Origin of the sequence: Streptomyces sp. MS19 (assembly GCF_047200595.1) — a bacterium.
Taxonomy (GTDB): Bacteria; Actinomycetota; Actinomycetes; order Streptomycetales; family Streptomycetaceae; genus Streptomyces.
In genome coordinates, this window is record NZ_JBJZOH010000069.1 from 1 (window position 1) to 14,011 (window position 14,011).

Annotated in this window: 14 protein-coding genes; 11 read left to right on the top strand and 3 right to left on the bottom strand. The window is 69.3% G+C overall.

Going from position 1 to position 14,011, the window contains the following annotated elements; translation table 11 throughout:
* The first annotated feature begins 199 nt into the window (after positions 1 to 199).
* Both ACL02R_RS29395 and ACL02R_RS29400 read left to right on the top strand, forming a co-directional pair.
* On the top strand, positions 200 to 1,012 hold the full coding sequence (locus tag ACL02R_RS29395; RefSeq protein WP_412800020.1) for a helix-turn-helix domain-containing protein: 813 nt from the start codon (positions 200 to 202) through the stop codon (positions 1,010 to 1,012).
* A complete protein-coding gene (locus ACL02R_RS29400; RefSeq protein WP_412800007.1) occupies positions 1,012 to 1,203 on the top strand; it encodes a DUF397 domain-containing protein in 192 nt (63 codons plus the stop codon). Before ACL02R_RS29395 ends, ACL02R_RS29400 begins: the two co-directional genes overlap by 1 nt.
* A gap of 1,638 nt (positions 1,204 to 2,841) precedes the next feature.
* Here ACL02R_RS29400 and ACL02R_RS29405 read toward each other — a convergent pair.
* On the bottom strand, positions 2,842 to 3,576 hold the full coding sequence (locus tag ACL02R_RS29405; protein ID WP_412800008.1) for a GntR family transcriptional regulator: 735 nt from the start codon (positions 3,574 to 3,576) through the stop codon (positions 2,842 to 2,844).
* Between the two features lie 55 nt (positions 3,577 to 3,631).
* On the opposite strand from ACL02R_RS29405, the gene ACL02R_RS29410 reads away from it, so the two are divergent.
* The 5 genes from ACL02R_RS29410 to ACL02R_RS29430 all read left to right on the top strand — a co-directional run bounded on the left by ACL02R_RS29410 (position 3,632) and on the right by ACL02R_RS29430 (position 7,349).
* Positions 3,632 to 4,063: a hypothetical protein gene (locus ACL02R_RS29410; RefSeq protein ID WP_412800009.1), complete on the top strand. Its 432-nt coding sequence runs from the start codon at positions 3,632 to 3,634 to the stop codon at positions 4,061 to 4,063.
* A 29-nt stretch (positions 4,064 to 4,092) separates the two neighbouring features.
* The gene (locus ACL02R_RS29415) at positions 4,093 to 4,359 is read left to right on the top strand and encodes a hypothetical protein (protein WP_412800010.1); all 267 of its coding nucleotides are present in this window, start codon (positions 4,093 to 4,095) and stop codon (positions 4,357 to 4,359) included.
* On the top strand, positions 4,349 to 5,662 hold the full coding sequence (locus ACL02R_RS29420) for an FtsK/SpoIIIE domain-containing protein (protein WP_412800011.1): 1,314 nt from the start codon (positions 4,349 to 4,351) through the stop codon (positions 5,660 to 5,662). The genes ACL02R_RS29415 and ACL02R_RS29420 overlap by 11 nt, the downstream gene beginning before the upstream one ends.
* On the top strand, positions 5,659 to 5,853 hold the full coding sequence (locus ACL02R_RS29425) for a hypothetical protein (RefSeq protein WP_412800012.1): 195 nt from the start codon (positions 5,659 to 5,661) through the stop codon (positions 5,851 to 5,853). Before ACL02R_RS29420 ends, ACL02R_RS29425 begins: the two co-directional genes overlap by 4 nt.
* A 179-nt stretch (positions 5,854 to 6,032) precedes the next feature.
* On the top strand, positions 6,033 to 7,349 hold the full coding sequence (locus ACL02R_RS29430) for a replication initiator (protein ID WP_412800013.1): 1,317 nt from the start codon (positions 6,033 to 6,035) through the stop codon (positions 7,347 to 7,349).
* A gap of 216 nt (positions 7,350 to 7,565) precedes the next feature.
* Here ACL02R_RS29430 and ACL02R_RS29435 read toward each other — a convergent pair whose 3' ends face one another.
* On the bottom strand, positions 7,566 to 9,026 hold the full coding sequence (locus ACL02R_RS29435; RefSeq protein WP_412800014.1) for a recombinase family protein: 1,461 nt from the start codon (positions 9,024 to 9,026) through the stop codon (positions 7,566 to 7,568).
* A complete protein-coding gene (locus ACL02R_RS29440; RefSeq protein ID WP_412800015.1) occupies positions 8,932 to 9,939 on the bottom strand; it encodes a putative T7SS-secreted protein in 1,008 nt (335 codons plus the stop codon). The genes ACL02R_RS29435 and ACL02R_RS29440 overlap by 95 nt, the downstream gene beginning before the upstream one ends.
* 202 nt (positions 9,940 to 10,141) lie before the next feature.
* On the opposite strand from ACL02R_RS29440, the gene ACL02R_RS29445 reads away from it, so the two are divergent.
* From ACL02R_RS29445 to ACL02R_RS29460, 4 genes are read left to right on the top strand one after another with little or no spacing between them, the layout of a single operon-like run.
* Positions 10,142 to 11,422, top strand: a complete 1,281-nt coding sequence (locus ACL02R_RS29445; protein WP_412800016.1) for a glycosyltransferase family 4 protein — start codon at positions 10,142 to 10,144, stop codon at positions 11,420 to 11,422.
* A gap of 52 nt (positions 11,423 to 11,474) precedes the next feature.
* On the top strand, positions 11,475 to 12,233 hold the full coding sequence (locus ACL02R_RS29450; RefSeq protein ID WP_412800017.1) for a class I SAM-dependent methyltransferase: 759 nt from the start codon (positions 11,475 to 11,477) through the stop codon (positions 12,231 to 12,233).
* The gene (locus ACL02R_RS29455) at positions 12,230 to 13,303 is read left to right on the top strand and encodes a prenyltransferase/squalene oxidase repeat-containing protein (protein WP_412800018.1); all 1,074 of its coding nucleotides are present in this window, start codon (positions 12,230 to 12,232) and stop codon (positions 13,301 to 13,303) included. Before ACL02R_RS29450 ends, ACL02R_RS29455 begins: the two co-directional genes overlap by 4 nt.
* A gap of 35 nt (positions 13,304 to 13,338) precedes the next feature.
* Complete coding sequence (locus ACL02R_RS29460) at positions 13,339 to 13,944, top strand: DinB family protein (protein ID WP_412800019.1); 606 nt, start codon at positions 13,339 to 13,341, stop codon at positions 13,942 to 13,944.
* Positions 13,945 to 14,011 lie beyond the last annotated feature (67 nt).

The following is a 14,011-nucleotide window of genomic DNA, read 5'->3' on the forward strand; positions in this document are numbered from 1 at the left end:
GAGAAGAACGGATAGGTTCGACGCCTGCCTGCCGGTGGTCGGATCGTTGGACTGGCTCATAGGCTGCCCCTCTCGTTCGGGCGACGTAGGTCCAAGGCTTGCCCCGGCTGCGTACCCTTACTAGGGCTAACGTCATGACCAGTAAGCAGTCATGACGCACCGTCATGACACGCGCCTTGTCATGGAACGGGAGGAACTTTTGACCGTCGAAACCGACGCGCCCGACCCAACGTCTTCACTCCTGGCCTTCTTTGGCTCGGAGTTGCGCCGCATCCGCCTTGATCAGCAGGTATCGCAGGAAGAAGCGGCTCGGCGCGCGTTCACAACGCAGTCCATGCTCAGCAAAGTCGAGGCGGCGCGGCGAGTGCCGTCACACGACTTGGCCCAAGATCTTGATCGAGCGTTCAACACTGGCGGGCACTTCGAACGGCTGTACCCCCTGGTGATCAAGTACGCCTACCCAAGCTGGTTCTTGCCGTTCATCGAGCTTGAACGGGATGCGAGCGCCATGCGCGTCTTCGAGAGTCAAATTGTGCCGGGCTTGCTCCAGACAGAGGACTACGCCCGAGCGATGCTCGCGGCGGTACGTCCGGACAACCTCGAAGACCTGGTAGCCGCGCGTATGACCCGCCAAGAGGTATTCGAGCGGCAGACCCCACCACGAACCTGGTTCGTTGTGGATGAGAACGTCCTCAGCCGTCCCATCGGCGGTCGGAAGGTCTTCGGCCTTCAGCTTGAACGCCTACTGAGTGCTGGTCGTGATCCACGGAATGTGATTCAGGTAGTGCCCCGTACGGTAGTTGCGCATGCTGGTCTGGCCGGGCCCCTGACGGTGCTCTCCTTCGATGAAGGCCCAGACGTTCTCTACGTGGACGGCTTTTCTCAAGGGCGAACTGCGCTGGACGCTGCTGAAGTCTCTGCTGCCGCACACACCTATGATCTTCTGAGGGCCGTGGCCCTGTCGCCCGAGGCGAGTGCCGAACTGATCGGCAAGCACTTGAAGGAGCTTTGATGACGGCGCCTGTGAGATGGCATAGAAGCAGCTACAGCACGAACGGCGGTAACTGCTTGGAGTTGGGAGAACTGCCGAACGCCGCACCCGTCCGCGACAGCAAGGACGAACATGGCTCGGTCGTCCTCTTCGACCACTCAACGTGGAACCAGTTTGTAGCAGCTGTCGCACGAGGTGAGTTGGGCGGCTGACCGCAAGTCCTCTCCCCCGGCAAGGCCCCGCAGTCTGACGAGAGCTGCGGGGCTTCTCTCTGTGTGACGGGCGCTTCGGGTGTCTGCCTGTTGTGTCCGGTTGTGTCTGGTGCCGGCTTGGGCATGCGGGTTGCTCTTCGTGGTGATGGTGGGGCCTGGTCCGGTGGGCTCGAAATGCGATTGCGGTTCGGGGCCCACGTATCGACACTTGGCAGACTTCAGCTTGCCAAGCATGGGTTGGCAAGCATTGAGTTGCCAAGGGAGTGGACGTGAAGGTGAACCGTTTTGTGGGTCTGCTGGTGGGTGGGTTGCTGGCGGTCGGTTCGGGGGTGGCGTCGGCGGCGGACACACCGGATGATCCCAGGGGGCCGATGGTGGGGCCGGTGGAGGCGTATCTCATCCAGGAGGCGCGCCAGGAGGCGAAGGAGGCGAAGGAGGCGGAGCGGGCGGCGCGAATATCGGAGCTGGCGTTCCTCGCGCGGAGTCAGGTGCAGTGTCGGGAGGTTCCGCCGTGTGCGGTGGGTGCGGTGCCGTCCTCGGCTTCCACAATGACGGCCCATCAGGTTTGGGGGCCTGCGCGGGTGACTGGGAATGGGTTGCGGTTGAGGTCGGGTCCGAGTACGGCGGGGACGATCAGGGGCCTGCTGTTCCCCGGCGATCGGGTCTACGTGACCCCCGCGTACGGTCCGAGTGACAACGGGCACCGGTGGGCTCGGGCGATCGTGCGGTCCTCCGTCACAGGGCTGACGGGCACTGTGGGTTACGTTTCACAGTCGTACATTGTCCGGGATCGGTAGAAGTCTCCCTGGTGGTGGGGATTTCGCGTAGCTGATGGTGAGCGGGGTCCGCAAAAATCCTTTCTGTGGACCCCGCTTTACCTGTTCCTTGCCTGTTTTGCAGAGGGTCTGAACATGTAGTGTGGTCGGCCTTGAAGCGGTGTGTGCAAGATGCACGTGCATTTGGAGGGTGGGGCGCTGTGGGTATGCCGTGTGGTGATTGGGACGCCGAAATGGCGTCCAGTGTGTACGTGCCGGGGGTGCCGTACGTGGCGCGATGGCGGGAGGCTGCTGCGGCGGCGGACGAGTGCAACGCGGCGCTTGAACGGGCCGGGTGGGACTTGCGGTTGGTGCGGGCGAGTCCGGTGACCGTGGGTGATGCCGGCCGTCCGGTGGTGGTGATGCGGGGTGATCCTGTGGTGATGCGGGGCGTGGCGCGGGGGCTGCGTCGCCGTCGCTCTCGGGGGGTTCTGCGGATTTGGCGGCGGCGGTATCGTGGTCGGGTTCTCGGATAGGGGTGATTGAGTGTTTGGGCGTCGAAGTCCTCGGATTGAGAAGAGCCGTTCTGGGGCGCGTCGGCTGGTCTGTGCGGAGTGCCGGACGAATGTGCCGCTGACGGGTTTTCAGAATGAGACGAATGCGCTTGCTGATCATAAGCGCAGGTGCAAACCGAAGTGACGGCGTGGATCGGAGAAGGGCCCCCTGGTGCGGGGCCCTTCTCGTGTTTGGGGTGGTTGCGGGTGGGCGGCTGGGCGCCCGGCGGGACCGGCCGGAGGTCCGCATGCCCGCCGGGGCGGCCGGGGCCGCCGCGCGCCGTCAGGCGCGCCTTGAACGAGTAGAGAAAGTTTGGACCAGGCGCGGTTCAGGTGGTCTTGGTGCGGGCGGTGGTGGGTGCGGAGGTGAGTCGGTAGGCGATGGTGGCGGCGGTGGCGCTGCTGGTCGTGTGCTCTAGGAGGAGCGGTGTGTCTCGGCGGCCTCGGGTGGTGCGGGTGGTGATGAGTACGTGGCCGGAGCGGCGGGGGATCTGGAGGGCGATGGCTTCATCGGGGGTGGCGGTGCGGGTGGTGATGGTTTCCCACCAGGTGAGGCGCCGGTGGTGTCGGGCTAGTGCGGTGTACAGCTCCGCGGGGCTCGTGCTAGGGGTGGTGAGGGCCGCGTCGTCGTGGGCGGCGGCGGTGGGGTAGGGGAGCAAGATCCTGTGCAGGGCGCGGACGCGTGTCTCAACGTCCATCACGAGTCGCGAGACGGCGAACGCGGGTGTGCCGGGGTCCAAGTCGAGTAGTGCGGCCTCGATGTCGGCCAGCGTTACGCGGGTGATGACGGGGGGTTCGATGGGGTGGGTGGGCTCACGGTGAGGGGAAGGCGTGCGGTTGATGGTGGGGGGTGCGGTCCGGGCAACGAAGGTGCCGATGCCTTGGCTGCTGGTGATGAGGTGCTGGTGGTGGAGGAGGCGTAGCGCTTCTTGGATGGTGGGACGGGTGGCGCCGTAGGTCTCGCAGAGGGCTGCATGGCTCGGGAGTTGGGTGCCGGTGGGGTAGGTGCCTTGGCTGATCTGGTCGGCGATGGCGGCTGCGATGGCGGCTGCGCGGTCGGTCACGGGTGGCATGGGGTGCCTGCCTTCCTCGGGTAGGTAAGTCGCATCCTATTTCCACTTGGCAAGCCACTGGTTGCCAAGGCATGATCACGCCTTACTTGGCAAGATTCAGCTTGCCAAGCAGGACGAAGGGGTGATTGGTGTGCAGGTGATACCTGTGGATGACAGGCGTCTTGGGGCGTGCATGGTGGTGGTGCCGCCGGGGCCGAAGACCGATCCGGCGGGGCAGCAGCGGACGGACAGGGAGGGTCGTCCGCAGTGGGTGGTGGGGGTGGCGGTACGGGATGTGGAGACGCGGCGGGCTGAGGTGCTGGAGATCACGTTGACGGCTCCGGCGGTGCCGGAGATGGAGCCGGGGGCGTGGGTCCGTCTTGAGGATCTGGAAGCGGTGCAGTGGTCGATTGATGGGCGGTCCGGTGTGAGTTGGCGGGCGCGGGGTGTGCATGTGTCGGGGGCGGCGGCGAAGCGTCCGGCGGGGGGTGAGAAGTGATGCGGGAGTTGCCTTCGGGTCAGGTGGCTATGGGTGAGCTGTTGCGTCGGCTGGCGCTGCTTCGCGGCTATGAGGCGGTGCTCGGCGCGACGCGTGATCCGCTGGTGGCGGTGTCGGTGTTGCAAGCGGTCGCGATGGAGGCTGCTTCTGCTGCGGCTGATGCGCGGGCGTTGGTGGAGGGGGTGACGGCGGCGGCCTCGGCGTCGGGTTCGTCTTCGTCGGCCTGGTCGCCGTCGCCGTCGTCGTCGCCGTCGTCGTCGGGGTCTGCTGGTCAGGTGGCGTGGTATGAGCGCTGACCTGTGGTGGCTGGTGGCTGTGGTGGTGTGTGTGGCTGGCGTCGCGGGGTGGTGGTGGCGTGTGTGGTTGGGGCGTTGGTGGCGTGGGTGGGGGCGTTGGTACCTCGTCGGGGGGCCGTTGTTGGTGTTGCGGGTGCGGTGGTCGTGGCGGCGGGTGGCGGATGAGTGTGGGTTGTCGGTGGTGCGGCGGCCGTCGTGGTTGTTGGTGTCGAAGGATCGGATGGTTGCGGGGCGGGCGGTGCGGCCGGTGGCGCCGAAGCTGTGGCGGGTGCGGGTGACGCCGGGCGGGTGTGCGTTCCGCTTGAAGATGCATGCGGGGCAGGTGCCGGACCCCTATGTAGGGGCGGCGTCGGCGATGGCGCATGCGTGGCGGGTGCATGGGGTGCGGGTGAGGGAGTTGCGGCGGGGGTGGCTGATGGTGCATGTGACGCAGAGTGATCCGCTGGGGTCGGTGGTGCGGCTGCCGGAAGTGGCTGATCCGTTGTTGTGGCCGATGGTGGGGTTGCTGGATGACGGGTCGCCGTGGGCGCTGGATTTCCGGGCGGTTCCGCATTGGCTGCTTGTTGGGGCTACGCAGAGTGGCAAGTCCACGTTGGTGGCGGCGTTGGTGGTGCGGTTGGCTCCTCAGCCGGTTGCCCTGGTCGGAATCGATTTGAAGGGGGGTATGGAGCTGGGGTTGTTCGGGGCGCGGTTGTCGGCGTTGGCGACTTCGAGGGATGAGGCCCGGGGGCTGCTGGAGCGTTTGGTTGAGCGGGAGTTGGCGTCCCGGATGGCGGCGTGTGCGGCGGCTGGCGTGCGGTCGGTGTGGGAGCTGGCGCCGGGTGACCGGCCGGTGCCGGTGGTGGTCTTGGTGGATGAGGTCGCCGAGCTGTACTTGTCGGACGGTTCGACGGAGGGGCGGCGGGCTGCGGCGGCTTGCTCAACGTCGCTGTTGCGGCTGGCTCAGCTTGGGCGGGCTCTGGGGATGTATCTGGTGGTGGCGGGTCAGCGGGTCGGGTCGGATTTGGGGCCGGGCGTGACAGCGTTGCGGGCTCAGCTCGGGGGGCGGGTGTGTCACAGGGTGACTGATCCGCAAACGGCGGTGATGGCTTTGGGGGATCTGTCGCCGGATGCGGTGGTGGCGGCCCAGTCGATCGGTCCGGGTGAGCCGGGGGTGGCGGTGGTGGCGGGGTCGGGTGGGGAGTGGTCGCGGGCCCGGTCGGCGTACGTATCGCCGGAAGCAGCTGAGGCGGCGGCGGTGCGGTGGTCGGAGCGGGCGCCGGTGCTGCCCTCTCTCCTCGACGGCGGGGAGGGGTTGTCGTGAGTGGGGATGTGCCGGTTGCGGTCCTTCTGCTGCTGGCGGCGTGGCTGCTGGTGTGGTCGGGCCAGGTGCGCTGGTGGCTGGCGTTTCTGCTGGTTGCGGCGGGTGTTGCTCTCGGGCAGAACCCGGTGGCTGAGGGGATCGTGGCCTCGGTCTGGTGGTTCGTGGTCGGGCCGTTCACGCGGGGGTTTTAGTGATGGGTGGGCGGGTGCCGGTGGAGCGGTGTGGGAGGTGCAGTCGGCCTCTGCGGCGGGATCGGTGGGGGAATGTTCTGCCGTGTTCGTGTCGGCCTTCGACGCGGGCTCGTCGGGGTTGGCGTTCATGGATCAGGTCTAGGTGAGGTGCTGGGGATGAAGTCTGCGAGGGGTCCACCATGGGTGGCGTGGTGTGGGGTGCGGGGCGTCCTGCCGGTGGGGTGGTGGGGCGTCCCGTGCTGGATCTGGTGGGGGCGGATCTGGTGCGGGTGGCGCAGGAGCCGGGGGCGTTGGCGTCCCTGGCGGGTACTGGTGGTTGTGAGTGGCCGGTGTGGGTGCGGGGTCGTGTGCCTGGTGCTGGTGGGTGGGGTGGCCGGTTGGCGGTGCGGTGTGGGACGCGGCGGGCTCGGGTGTGTCAGCCCTGTGCCCGGTTGCATGCGGGGGATACGTATCGGCTGGTGCGGGGTGGTCTGGAGCGCGGGGGTGACGGCGACGGGCGGCTGTGGTTCGTGACGCTGACGGCGCCGGGTTTCGGGGTGGTGCATCGGTCGGGGCCGGGTGGGTGTGTGCGGGGTCGGGGTTCGTGTCGGCATGGTCGTGCGCGGGGGTGTGGGGTGGTGCATGGGGAGGGGTCGGCGGTGGTGGGCTCGCCGCTGTGCGCGGGGTGTTACGACTACGGCGGTCATGTGTTGTGGCAGGCCATGGTTGGTGAGTTGTGGGCGCGGACGGTTCGGGGGGTTCGGCGGCGGCTGGCTGAGGCGGGGGGTGTTCCGCGCTCGCGGTTGGGTGACGTGGCGAGGGTGGAGTTCGCGAAGGTTGCGGAGTATCAGGCGCGGGGTGCGGTGCACTTCCACGTGTTGTTCAGGCTTGATGGGCCGGAGGGTGCAGGTCTTTGCCGGCTTGGGCCTCCCGGGTGGGCGGTGGACGCGTTCGCTGGGGCGGTGGAGCGGGCGGCGGCGGATGCGTGGGTGGGTCTGCCGGACGGGCGGGTGGCCCGGTGGGGTGCACAGCGGGACGTGCGCGAAGTCCGCCAGGGGGGCCGGGAGATCGCGGGCTACTTGGCGAAGTACGTCAGCAAGAGCGTCGGGGACTCGGGTGGGACGGACTTTCGGGTCCGGTCGGCCGCTGAGATCGGTGCGCGGCGGGTGAGCGGGCACGTGCGGGACCTGATGTGGGCCTGCTGGCGCCTGGGCGGGCGGCGGGAGTTCGCCGGGCTTGGTCTGAGGCGCTGGGCGCACACGCTTGGGTTCCGGGGGCACGTGCTCAGCAAGTCGCGGAATTTCTCGCTGACGTACTCGGCTTTGCGGGAGCAGCGGCGGCAATGGCGGGCTGCGGATTCCGGCTCGACGGTGGTTGTCGGTGTGGAGTGGGCGTATGCCGGTAGCGGTCTTTCTCCGGCTGAGGATTTGATTGCGCGGGGTGTCCGGCTTGATTCTGCGGTGGCCCGGGAGTTCGCGTCGGCTGCCCGCCGGGAGTGGCGGTCGGGTTATGGCTGAGGACGCGAAGAAAGGGACGGGGCCGACGGCGGCGCGCCCTGTGGCGGCGGGGGCGGGTGGGGGGGTAACGGCGCGAGACTCTGAAAGATCAGAGAAGGCACGCCCGTCTGGTGAGACGGTGGAGGAATGGGCGCGGCGTGAAGCGGCCAAGTTCCCTCGGGAGCTGGGGCCGAGAACCGCTGAACGACTGGCGCGGCTTCTCGGCCCCGGGGACGGCTAAGCGGACAAGAGGTGTTGCCGTATTTCGAGCCGGGAGAGATCCAGACCCGTTCCCTTCCTGGTGGCAGGCTTGATGATGACCGCTTCGAATAGCAAGCTGAATACCGCGTTGATCCGCTCGTATTCCCCGCGCTCCTCAAGCCGCTTGAAAGCCGCTCGCGCTCCCGGGCCGGTGAGCCCTTCCAGCGCCACTACGGGCCGCTGAATGACTGATACCTGCCGCTCCGCAATGCGGTCATTTACCTTCTTCCTGAGCCTGACGAATTCAGCTCGCGTGATCTCGTCAGCCAGCCACATTTCATGAAGCTCTCCGAGTTTCCGCCGATCCGCCTCGTCCGCCGCTACATCTTCGGAACTCCGGGGTGATACGGCGGGCACGCCTGCCGGGTCCAGCCGTTCGAGAATGCGGATGGAAAGCTCTGTCAGCGCCTTCTCAACGGCTTCGGCTCCGATGGTGCGCGTGCAGCGCTTCTCGCCGATCCGGGCCGACCTGGCGCACCGGTAGATGTGCGATCCCCGTGTGCTGCTGCTGCCGCCCATCCGGACACCACACGTGCACGTGATCACACCACGCGCCTTGTAGTAGTACTTCTGGGCGCAACGTTCCTTCTCCTGGACTGAGCGGGTGGCGCGCTTCGCTTGAACTTCCCTCCATGTGCCGAGATCGACAATCGCGGGCCACGCCCCCATCCGGATTTCCCCGTCGTCAATGCTGATAATTCCGGCGACGCGCTGAGACTGGAGGAGGTTGCGTACCGTGTCGGCCTGCCACTCCTTTCCCCTGCTCGTCAGCTCTCCGCGCTGGTGTATCGTTCGCGCAATCTTGGCGGGGGTCCTGCCTTCAAGATAGAGGCGGAACACGTCTTTGATGATTTCGGCCTCGTGCTGGATGATCCGTTTGCCGTCCTTGGTGTATCCGTACTGGCGCCGTCCCGAGTGCGGGAGTCCGGCTATGAACCGGTCTTCCAGAGCGTCACGGACGCGACGTGACGTGTCATCCGAAGACTTGCACGCCTGCGCAACCTCGATGCGGAGAATGAACCGGTCGTCCGCGTTCGACAGATCCCTGTTGTTCGCCTGGCCATGCAGAATCACATGCTTGTCGTCGGCGAGGCTCAGAAGCCGTTCAAGGTCGTGAGGCTGCCGCATCAACCGATCCGCGTGATACACGATCACGTGTCGATACTTGCCCGCCTCCATGCCCTTGAGGAGAGCATCCCACTTCGGCCGCTTACGGCTCCGCTGCCATGCGCTCTTGTTGTTGTCCTTGTAGATGTGTCCCGGCTCGACTGAAAGCTGAAGGCGCTCCGCCTGGTCAAGGCAAAGGCGCTCCTGGCGGTCAACGCCAGTCTGGTCGTCGTCGTCAGCCTTGGAAATCCGGCAGTAGATTGCTGCGGGTTCTCCCGGGGTGACTGCCCGAAAGTCCCGTGCCCTTCGCTTTCTTGTTGTTTCCCTCATAGCAAATACTGTACGGGCGGGGGCTGACTGCGGCGAAGGCGACGTCGAGGAGTCCTGCTTCGCCGCGCGCGTATTTGATCAATGTGTCCGCGAGGACGACGAGTGCCGCCGCCAGCACCACCCAGGCCAGCGGTCCGCCGATGATCATCACGACGACGCCGAGGACAGCGACGACGATCTTGCACACTTCGACTATTGTGTCCCAGTTTTCCGTGACCCAGTGGACGGCCTTCTGCCACCATTTGCGATTCTGGATCCCCGCGTCGGACGCCTCGTCGATGTCACGGGCCGCCTGCCTGGCGGCCTCTTCGCGCATCTCCTTCGCCTGCCGCGCCAGCTCCCGCGCCGCGTCCAGGGAGTCCTGTGCGGTGTCCACCCGCGCTTGCGCGGCCTCCCGCGCCTGGTCCGCCGCCTGGCGGTCACGGGTGGCGGCGCGCACCTCCGACTCGTCCGGCGGGGGCGCGTTGTCGCGTTCCCCTTCGCGCTGGAGGCGCTCGGCTTCCTCCCCGGCCCGGCCGACCCAGCCCTGGGCGTCCCCCAACGCACCCTGCGCCGACGTCAGATCGGCCTGCGCGGCGATCGCCCGGTCCAGGGCGCGGTCCGCCTGCCCCTGCGCGGTCTGGAGCTTCGGCCAGTACGTCTGTAACGCCTGCGCGCACAAGTCGTAGGAGTCCCGCAACTTCTCCAGGTTCCCGGGCACGCCGTCGAACTCGTCACGGAACGCCTCCGCCGACAGGCCCGCCCAGTCCTGCACCGCACGGTCAGAGGCAAGACCCCGGACCTTCCCCAGCGCCTCGGCCACATCATCGGAGAACGTCTGCAACTCGTCCGCCAGCTCACGGACCTCCTCCGGATCCCCCGGCGTCGGATCCGAGTCCATCCCCACCGGACTCCAGTCGGATGCGCGCCCCATCTCGCCCCCAGCTCCGTGACTTCCCCGCCCTGTTCAACGACGCGCCGGTACGCGTCATGGTTCCGCGCCGCCGGTGGCGCGTGGTGGGAATCACCTTGATCGGGCGGGGGCATCGTGGGGGTGTGCAGGCTATGTTGATACCCGCGAGTAGCCGCGTCCGCGCGGTGCCGGAGGACAGAACGACCCCTGGGAGTGGCCGGGCGTGACCCATCAGTCTGGTGAGGACCGCCCCCTCCGGGTCGCACTGCTCAGCTACAAGGGGAACCCGTTCTCCGGCGGACAGGGTGTCTACGTCCGTCACCTATCCCGTGAACTGGCCGCGCTGGGCCACCGTGTCGAGGTCATCGGCGCCCAGCCGTACCCCGTGCTCGACCCCGGGGTGACGCTGCGCGAGCTGCCGAGCCTCGACCTCTACCGGGAGCCCGACCCGTTCCGCACGCCGAAGCGCGACGAGTACCGCGACTGGATCGACGTCCTCGAAGTCGCGACGATGCGGACCGGCGGCTTCCCCGAGCCCCGCACGTTCGCCCTCCGCGCACGGCGCGAACTCCTGGCGCGGCGCGGCGAGTTCGATGTCGTGCACGACAACCAGACGCTCGCGTACGGCCTGTTGGGCGGCGCCCGCAGGGCCGGGCTGCCGCTGGTCACCACCATCCACCACCCCATCACCGTGGACCGCCGTCTCGAACTCGCCGCCGCCGGCACATGGAAACGCCGCTGGTCCCTGCGCCGCTGGTACGGCTTCACGCACATGCAGAAGCGCGTCGCCCGCCGCCTGCCGTCCGTCCTCACCGTCTCCGGCGCGTCCAGGCGCGAGATCATCGAGGACTTCGCCGTCCCCCCGGAGCGGCTGCACGTCGTCCCCATCGGCGCCGACACCCGCGTCTTCCACCCCGACCCCGCCGTCCCCCGCGTCCCCGGCAGGATCGTCACCACATCCAGCGCCGACGTGCCGCTCAAAGGCCTCGTGCACCTGGTCGAGGCCCTCGCCAAGCTCCGCACCGAGCACCAGGACGCGCACCTCGTCGTCGTCGGCAGGCGCCCCGCGTCCGGCGCCGTCGCGGACGCGCTGGACCGCTTCGGCCTCGGCGGCGCCGTCGAGTTCGTCACCGGCATCGGCGACGGCGAACTGGCCGATCTCGTACGCGGCGCGCAGGTCGCCTGCGTCCCGTCCCTCTACGAGGGCTTCTGCCTGCCCGCCGCCGAGGCAATGGCGGCCGGCACGCCCCTGGTCGCCACGACCGGCGGCGCCATCCCCGAGGTCGCCGGCCCCGACGGCGAGACCTGCCTCGCCGTCCCGCCAGGCGACGCCGGGGCACTGGCCGCCGCCCTGGCGCGGATGCTGGACGACGCGGACCTGCGCGCCCGCCTCGCCGCCGCGGGCCGCGCACGCGTCCTGCGCCGCTTCACCTGGCGGCAGGCCGCGATCGGCACCGCGGAGCACTACCGGGCGGCACTGGCACAGCAGCGCCGCCGCCCCTGACGATCCGGCCACGACGATCCGGCCGCACGGCCGGCGAAGGGACGCCCGACACATGCTGACGGTGGACTTCTCCCGCTTCCCGATCGCCCCCGGCGACCGGGTGCTCGACCTCGGCTGCGGCCAGGGACGGCACGCGTTCGAGTGCTACCGGCGCGGCGCCCGCGTCGTCGCGCTCGACCGCGACGGCGACGACGTCCGCCACACCGCGGGCTGGCTCGCCGCCATGCGCGACGCGGGGGAGGCCCCGGCCGGAGCCACCGCCGCCGCGGTCGAGGGCGACGCGCTCGCGCTCCCGTTCCCCGACGACAGCTTCGACGCGCTCGTCGTCTCCGAGATCATGGAGCATGTCCCGGACGACAAGGGCCTGCTCGCCGAGGCCGTCCGCGTCCTGCGCCCCGGCGGCCGGATCGCCGTCACCGTGCCGCGCTACGGGCCGGAACGCGTCTGCTGGGCCCTGTCCGACGCGTACCACCAGGTCGAGGGCGGCCACATCCGCATCTACCGCGCCGGTGAACTCCTCGCGCGCATCCGCGAGTCGGGCCTGCGCCCGTACGGCAGCCACCACGCGCACGCGCTGCACTCGCCCTACTGGTGGCTCAAGTGCGCGCTCGGCGTGGACAACGACAAGGCGCTGCCGGTGCGCGCGTACCACAAGCTGCTGGTCTGGGACATCATGAAACGGCCGCTCGCCACCCGCGTCGCCGAGCGCGCCCTCGACCCGCTGCTCGGCAAGAGCCTCGTCGTCTACGCCACCAAACCCCACACCCCCCGCGCCCCGCACACCGTGACCGCGCAGGAGCGGCACGGGTGACCGCCCCCGGCCACCGCGAACGCCCCGCGCTCCCCGGCGTCCTCACCGCCGACGAGGCCGCCGCCACCGCCGCCGCCATAGCCGCCGAGCAGCGCACCGACGGCGCCATACCGTGGTTCCGCGGCCACCACCTCGACCCGTGGGACCACGTCGAGGCCGCCATGGCCCTCGACACCGCGGGCGCACACGACCGCGCCGAGGCCGCGTACGACTGGCTCGCCCGCCACCAGAACGCCGACGGCTCCTGGTACGCCGCCTACTCCGACGGCGACCACACCCGCCCCACCGACCTGGGCGCCGAGAGCAACTTCTGCGCCTACCCGGCCGTCGGCGTCCTCCACCACTACCTCACCACGGGCGACGAGGCGTTCCGCCGCCGCATGTGGCCCATGGTCGTGGCGGCCGTCGAGTTCGTCCTCGACCTCCAGCAGCCGGGCGGGCAGCTGGGCTGGCGGCGCGAGGCGGACGGCACGCCCGTCGCGGACGCGCTCGTCACCGGCTCCGCGTCCTGCTACCACGCCCTGCGCTGCGCCCTCGCGCTCGCCGGCCGCGAGAGGAGCCCGCAGCCCGACTGGGAGCTGGCGGCGGGCCGCCTCGGGCACGCGCTGCGCGGCCACCCCGAGCGTTTCCTCGACAAGTCCCGCTACTCCATGGACTGGTACTACCCGATCCTCAGCGGGGCCGTGCGCGGCAGCGCCGCCCGCGCGCGGCTCGCCGCCGACTGGGACGCGTTCGTCGTGCCGGGCCTCGGCGTGCGCTGCGTCCGGCCCAACCCGTGGATCACCGGCGGCGAGAGCGCCGAACTGGCCCTCACCCTCTGGACGATGGGCCTGACCCTGCGTGCCGTCGAGATCCTGCGCGGCCTCGCGCGCCTGCGCGCGGACAACGGGCTCTACTGGACGGGGTACGTCTTCGAGGACGACGCCGTCTGGCCCGCCGAACTCACCACCTGGACCGCCGGATCGATCCTGCTGGCCGCCGCCGCCCTCACCGGCGACTCCGCCACCCGCGCCGTCTTCTCCCCCGACCAGCTCCCGCCGGGGCTCGACACCGGCTGCTGCTCCCTGTGACGGCCGCGCCGCGAGAGGCGTGCCACACTGCGCCGATGAGCACTTCCGCATCCGTGTACGACCCCAAGGCCGATCTGCGGCGCTACCTGGACATCGCCCGCGACGTCCTGCTGTGGAAGCTCGACGGCCTGTCCGAGTACGACATCCGCCGCCCGCTGACCCCGACCGGCACGAACCTGCTCGGTCTGGTCAAGCACGTCGCGGGCGTCGAGATCGGCTACTTCGGCGACGTCTTCTCCCGGCCGTTCGGCGAGTCGTTCCCCTGGCTCACCGGGGACGCCGGGCCGAACGCCGACCTGTGGGCGACCCCGGACGAGTCGCGCGCCGACATCACCGGCCTCTACGGGCGGGTGCGGGCGCACTCGGACGCGACGATCGCCGCCCTCCCGCTCGACGCCGCCGGCCGCGTCCCCTGGTGGCCGGAGGACCGCGCCGTGCTCACGCTGCACCGCGCCCTCGTCCACGTCACGACCGAGATCCACCGGCACGCGGGCCACGCCGACATCGTCCGCGAACTGATCGACGGCGCCGCCGGACTGCGGCCCGACGCCGACAACCTGCCGGACGGCGGCGCCGACTGGTGGACCGCGCACCACGACCGCGTGGAACGGGCCGCCCGCCAGGCGCCGGACGGCCGCTGACACGCCGGAGGGGGGGGGGGGGGGGGGGGGGGGGGGGGGGGGGGGGGGGGGGGGGGGGGGGGGGGGG

Bases quoted from the DNA above. Each gene is read 5' to 3' on its own strand.
- ACL02R_RS29440 (WP_412800015.1), bottom strand. From the start codon at position 9,939: ATGGGGCGCGCATCCGACTGGAGTCCGGTGGGGATGGACTCGGATCCG.
- ACL02R_RS29420 (WP_412800011.1), top strand. From the start codon at position 4,349: ATGAGCGCTGACCTGTGGTGGCTGGTGGCTGTGGTGGTGTGTGTGGCT.
- ACL02R_RS29415 (WP_412800010.1), top strand. From the start codon at position 4,093: ATGGGTGAGCTGTTGCGTCGGCTGGCGCTGCTTCGCGGCTATGAGGCG.
- ACL02R_RS29400 (WP_412800007.1), top strand. From the start codon at position 1,012: ATGACGGCGCCTGTGAGATGGCATAGAAGCAGCTACAGCACGAACGGC.
- ACL02R_RS29435 (WP_412800014.1), bottom strand. From the start codon at position 9,026: ATGAGGGAAACAACAAGAAAGCGAAGGGCACGGGACTTTCGGGCAGTC.
- ACL02R_RS29460 (WP_412800019.1), top strand. From the start codon at position 13,339: ATGAGCACTTCCGCATCCGTGTACGACCCCAAGGCCGATCTGCGGCGC.
- ACL02R_RS29430 (WP_412800013.1), top strand. From the start codon at position 6,033: ATGGGTGGCGTGGTGTGGGGTGCGGGGCGTCCTGCCGGTGGGGTGGTG.
- ACL02R_RS29450 (WP_412800017.1), top strand. From the start codon at position 11,475: ATGCTGACGGTGGACTTCTCCCGCTTCCCGATCGCCCCCGGCGACCGG.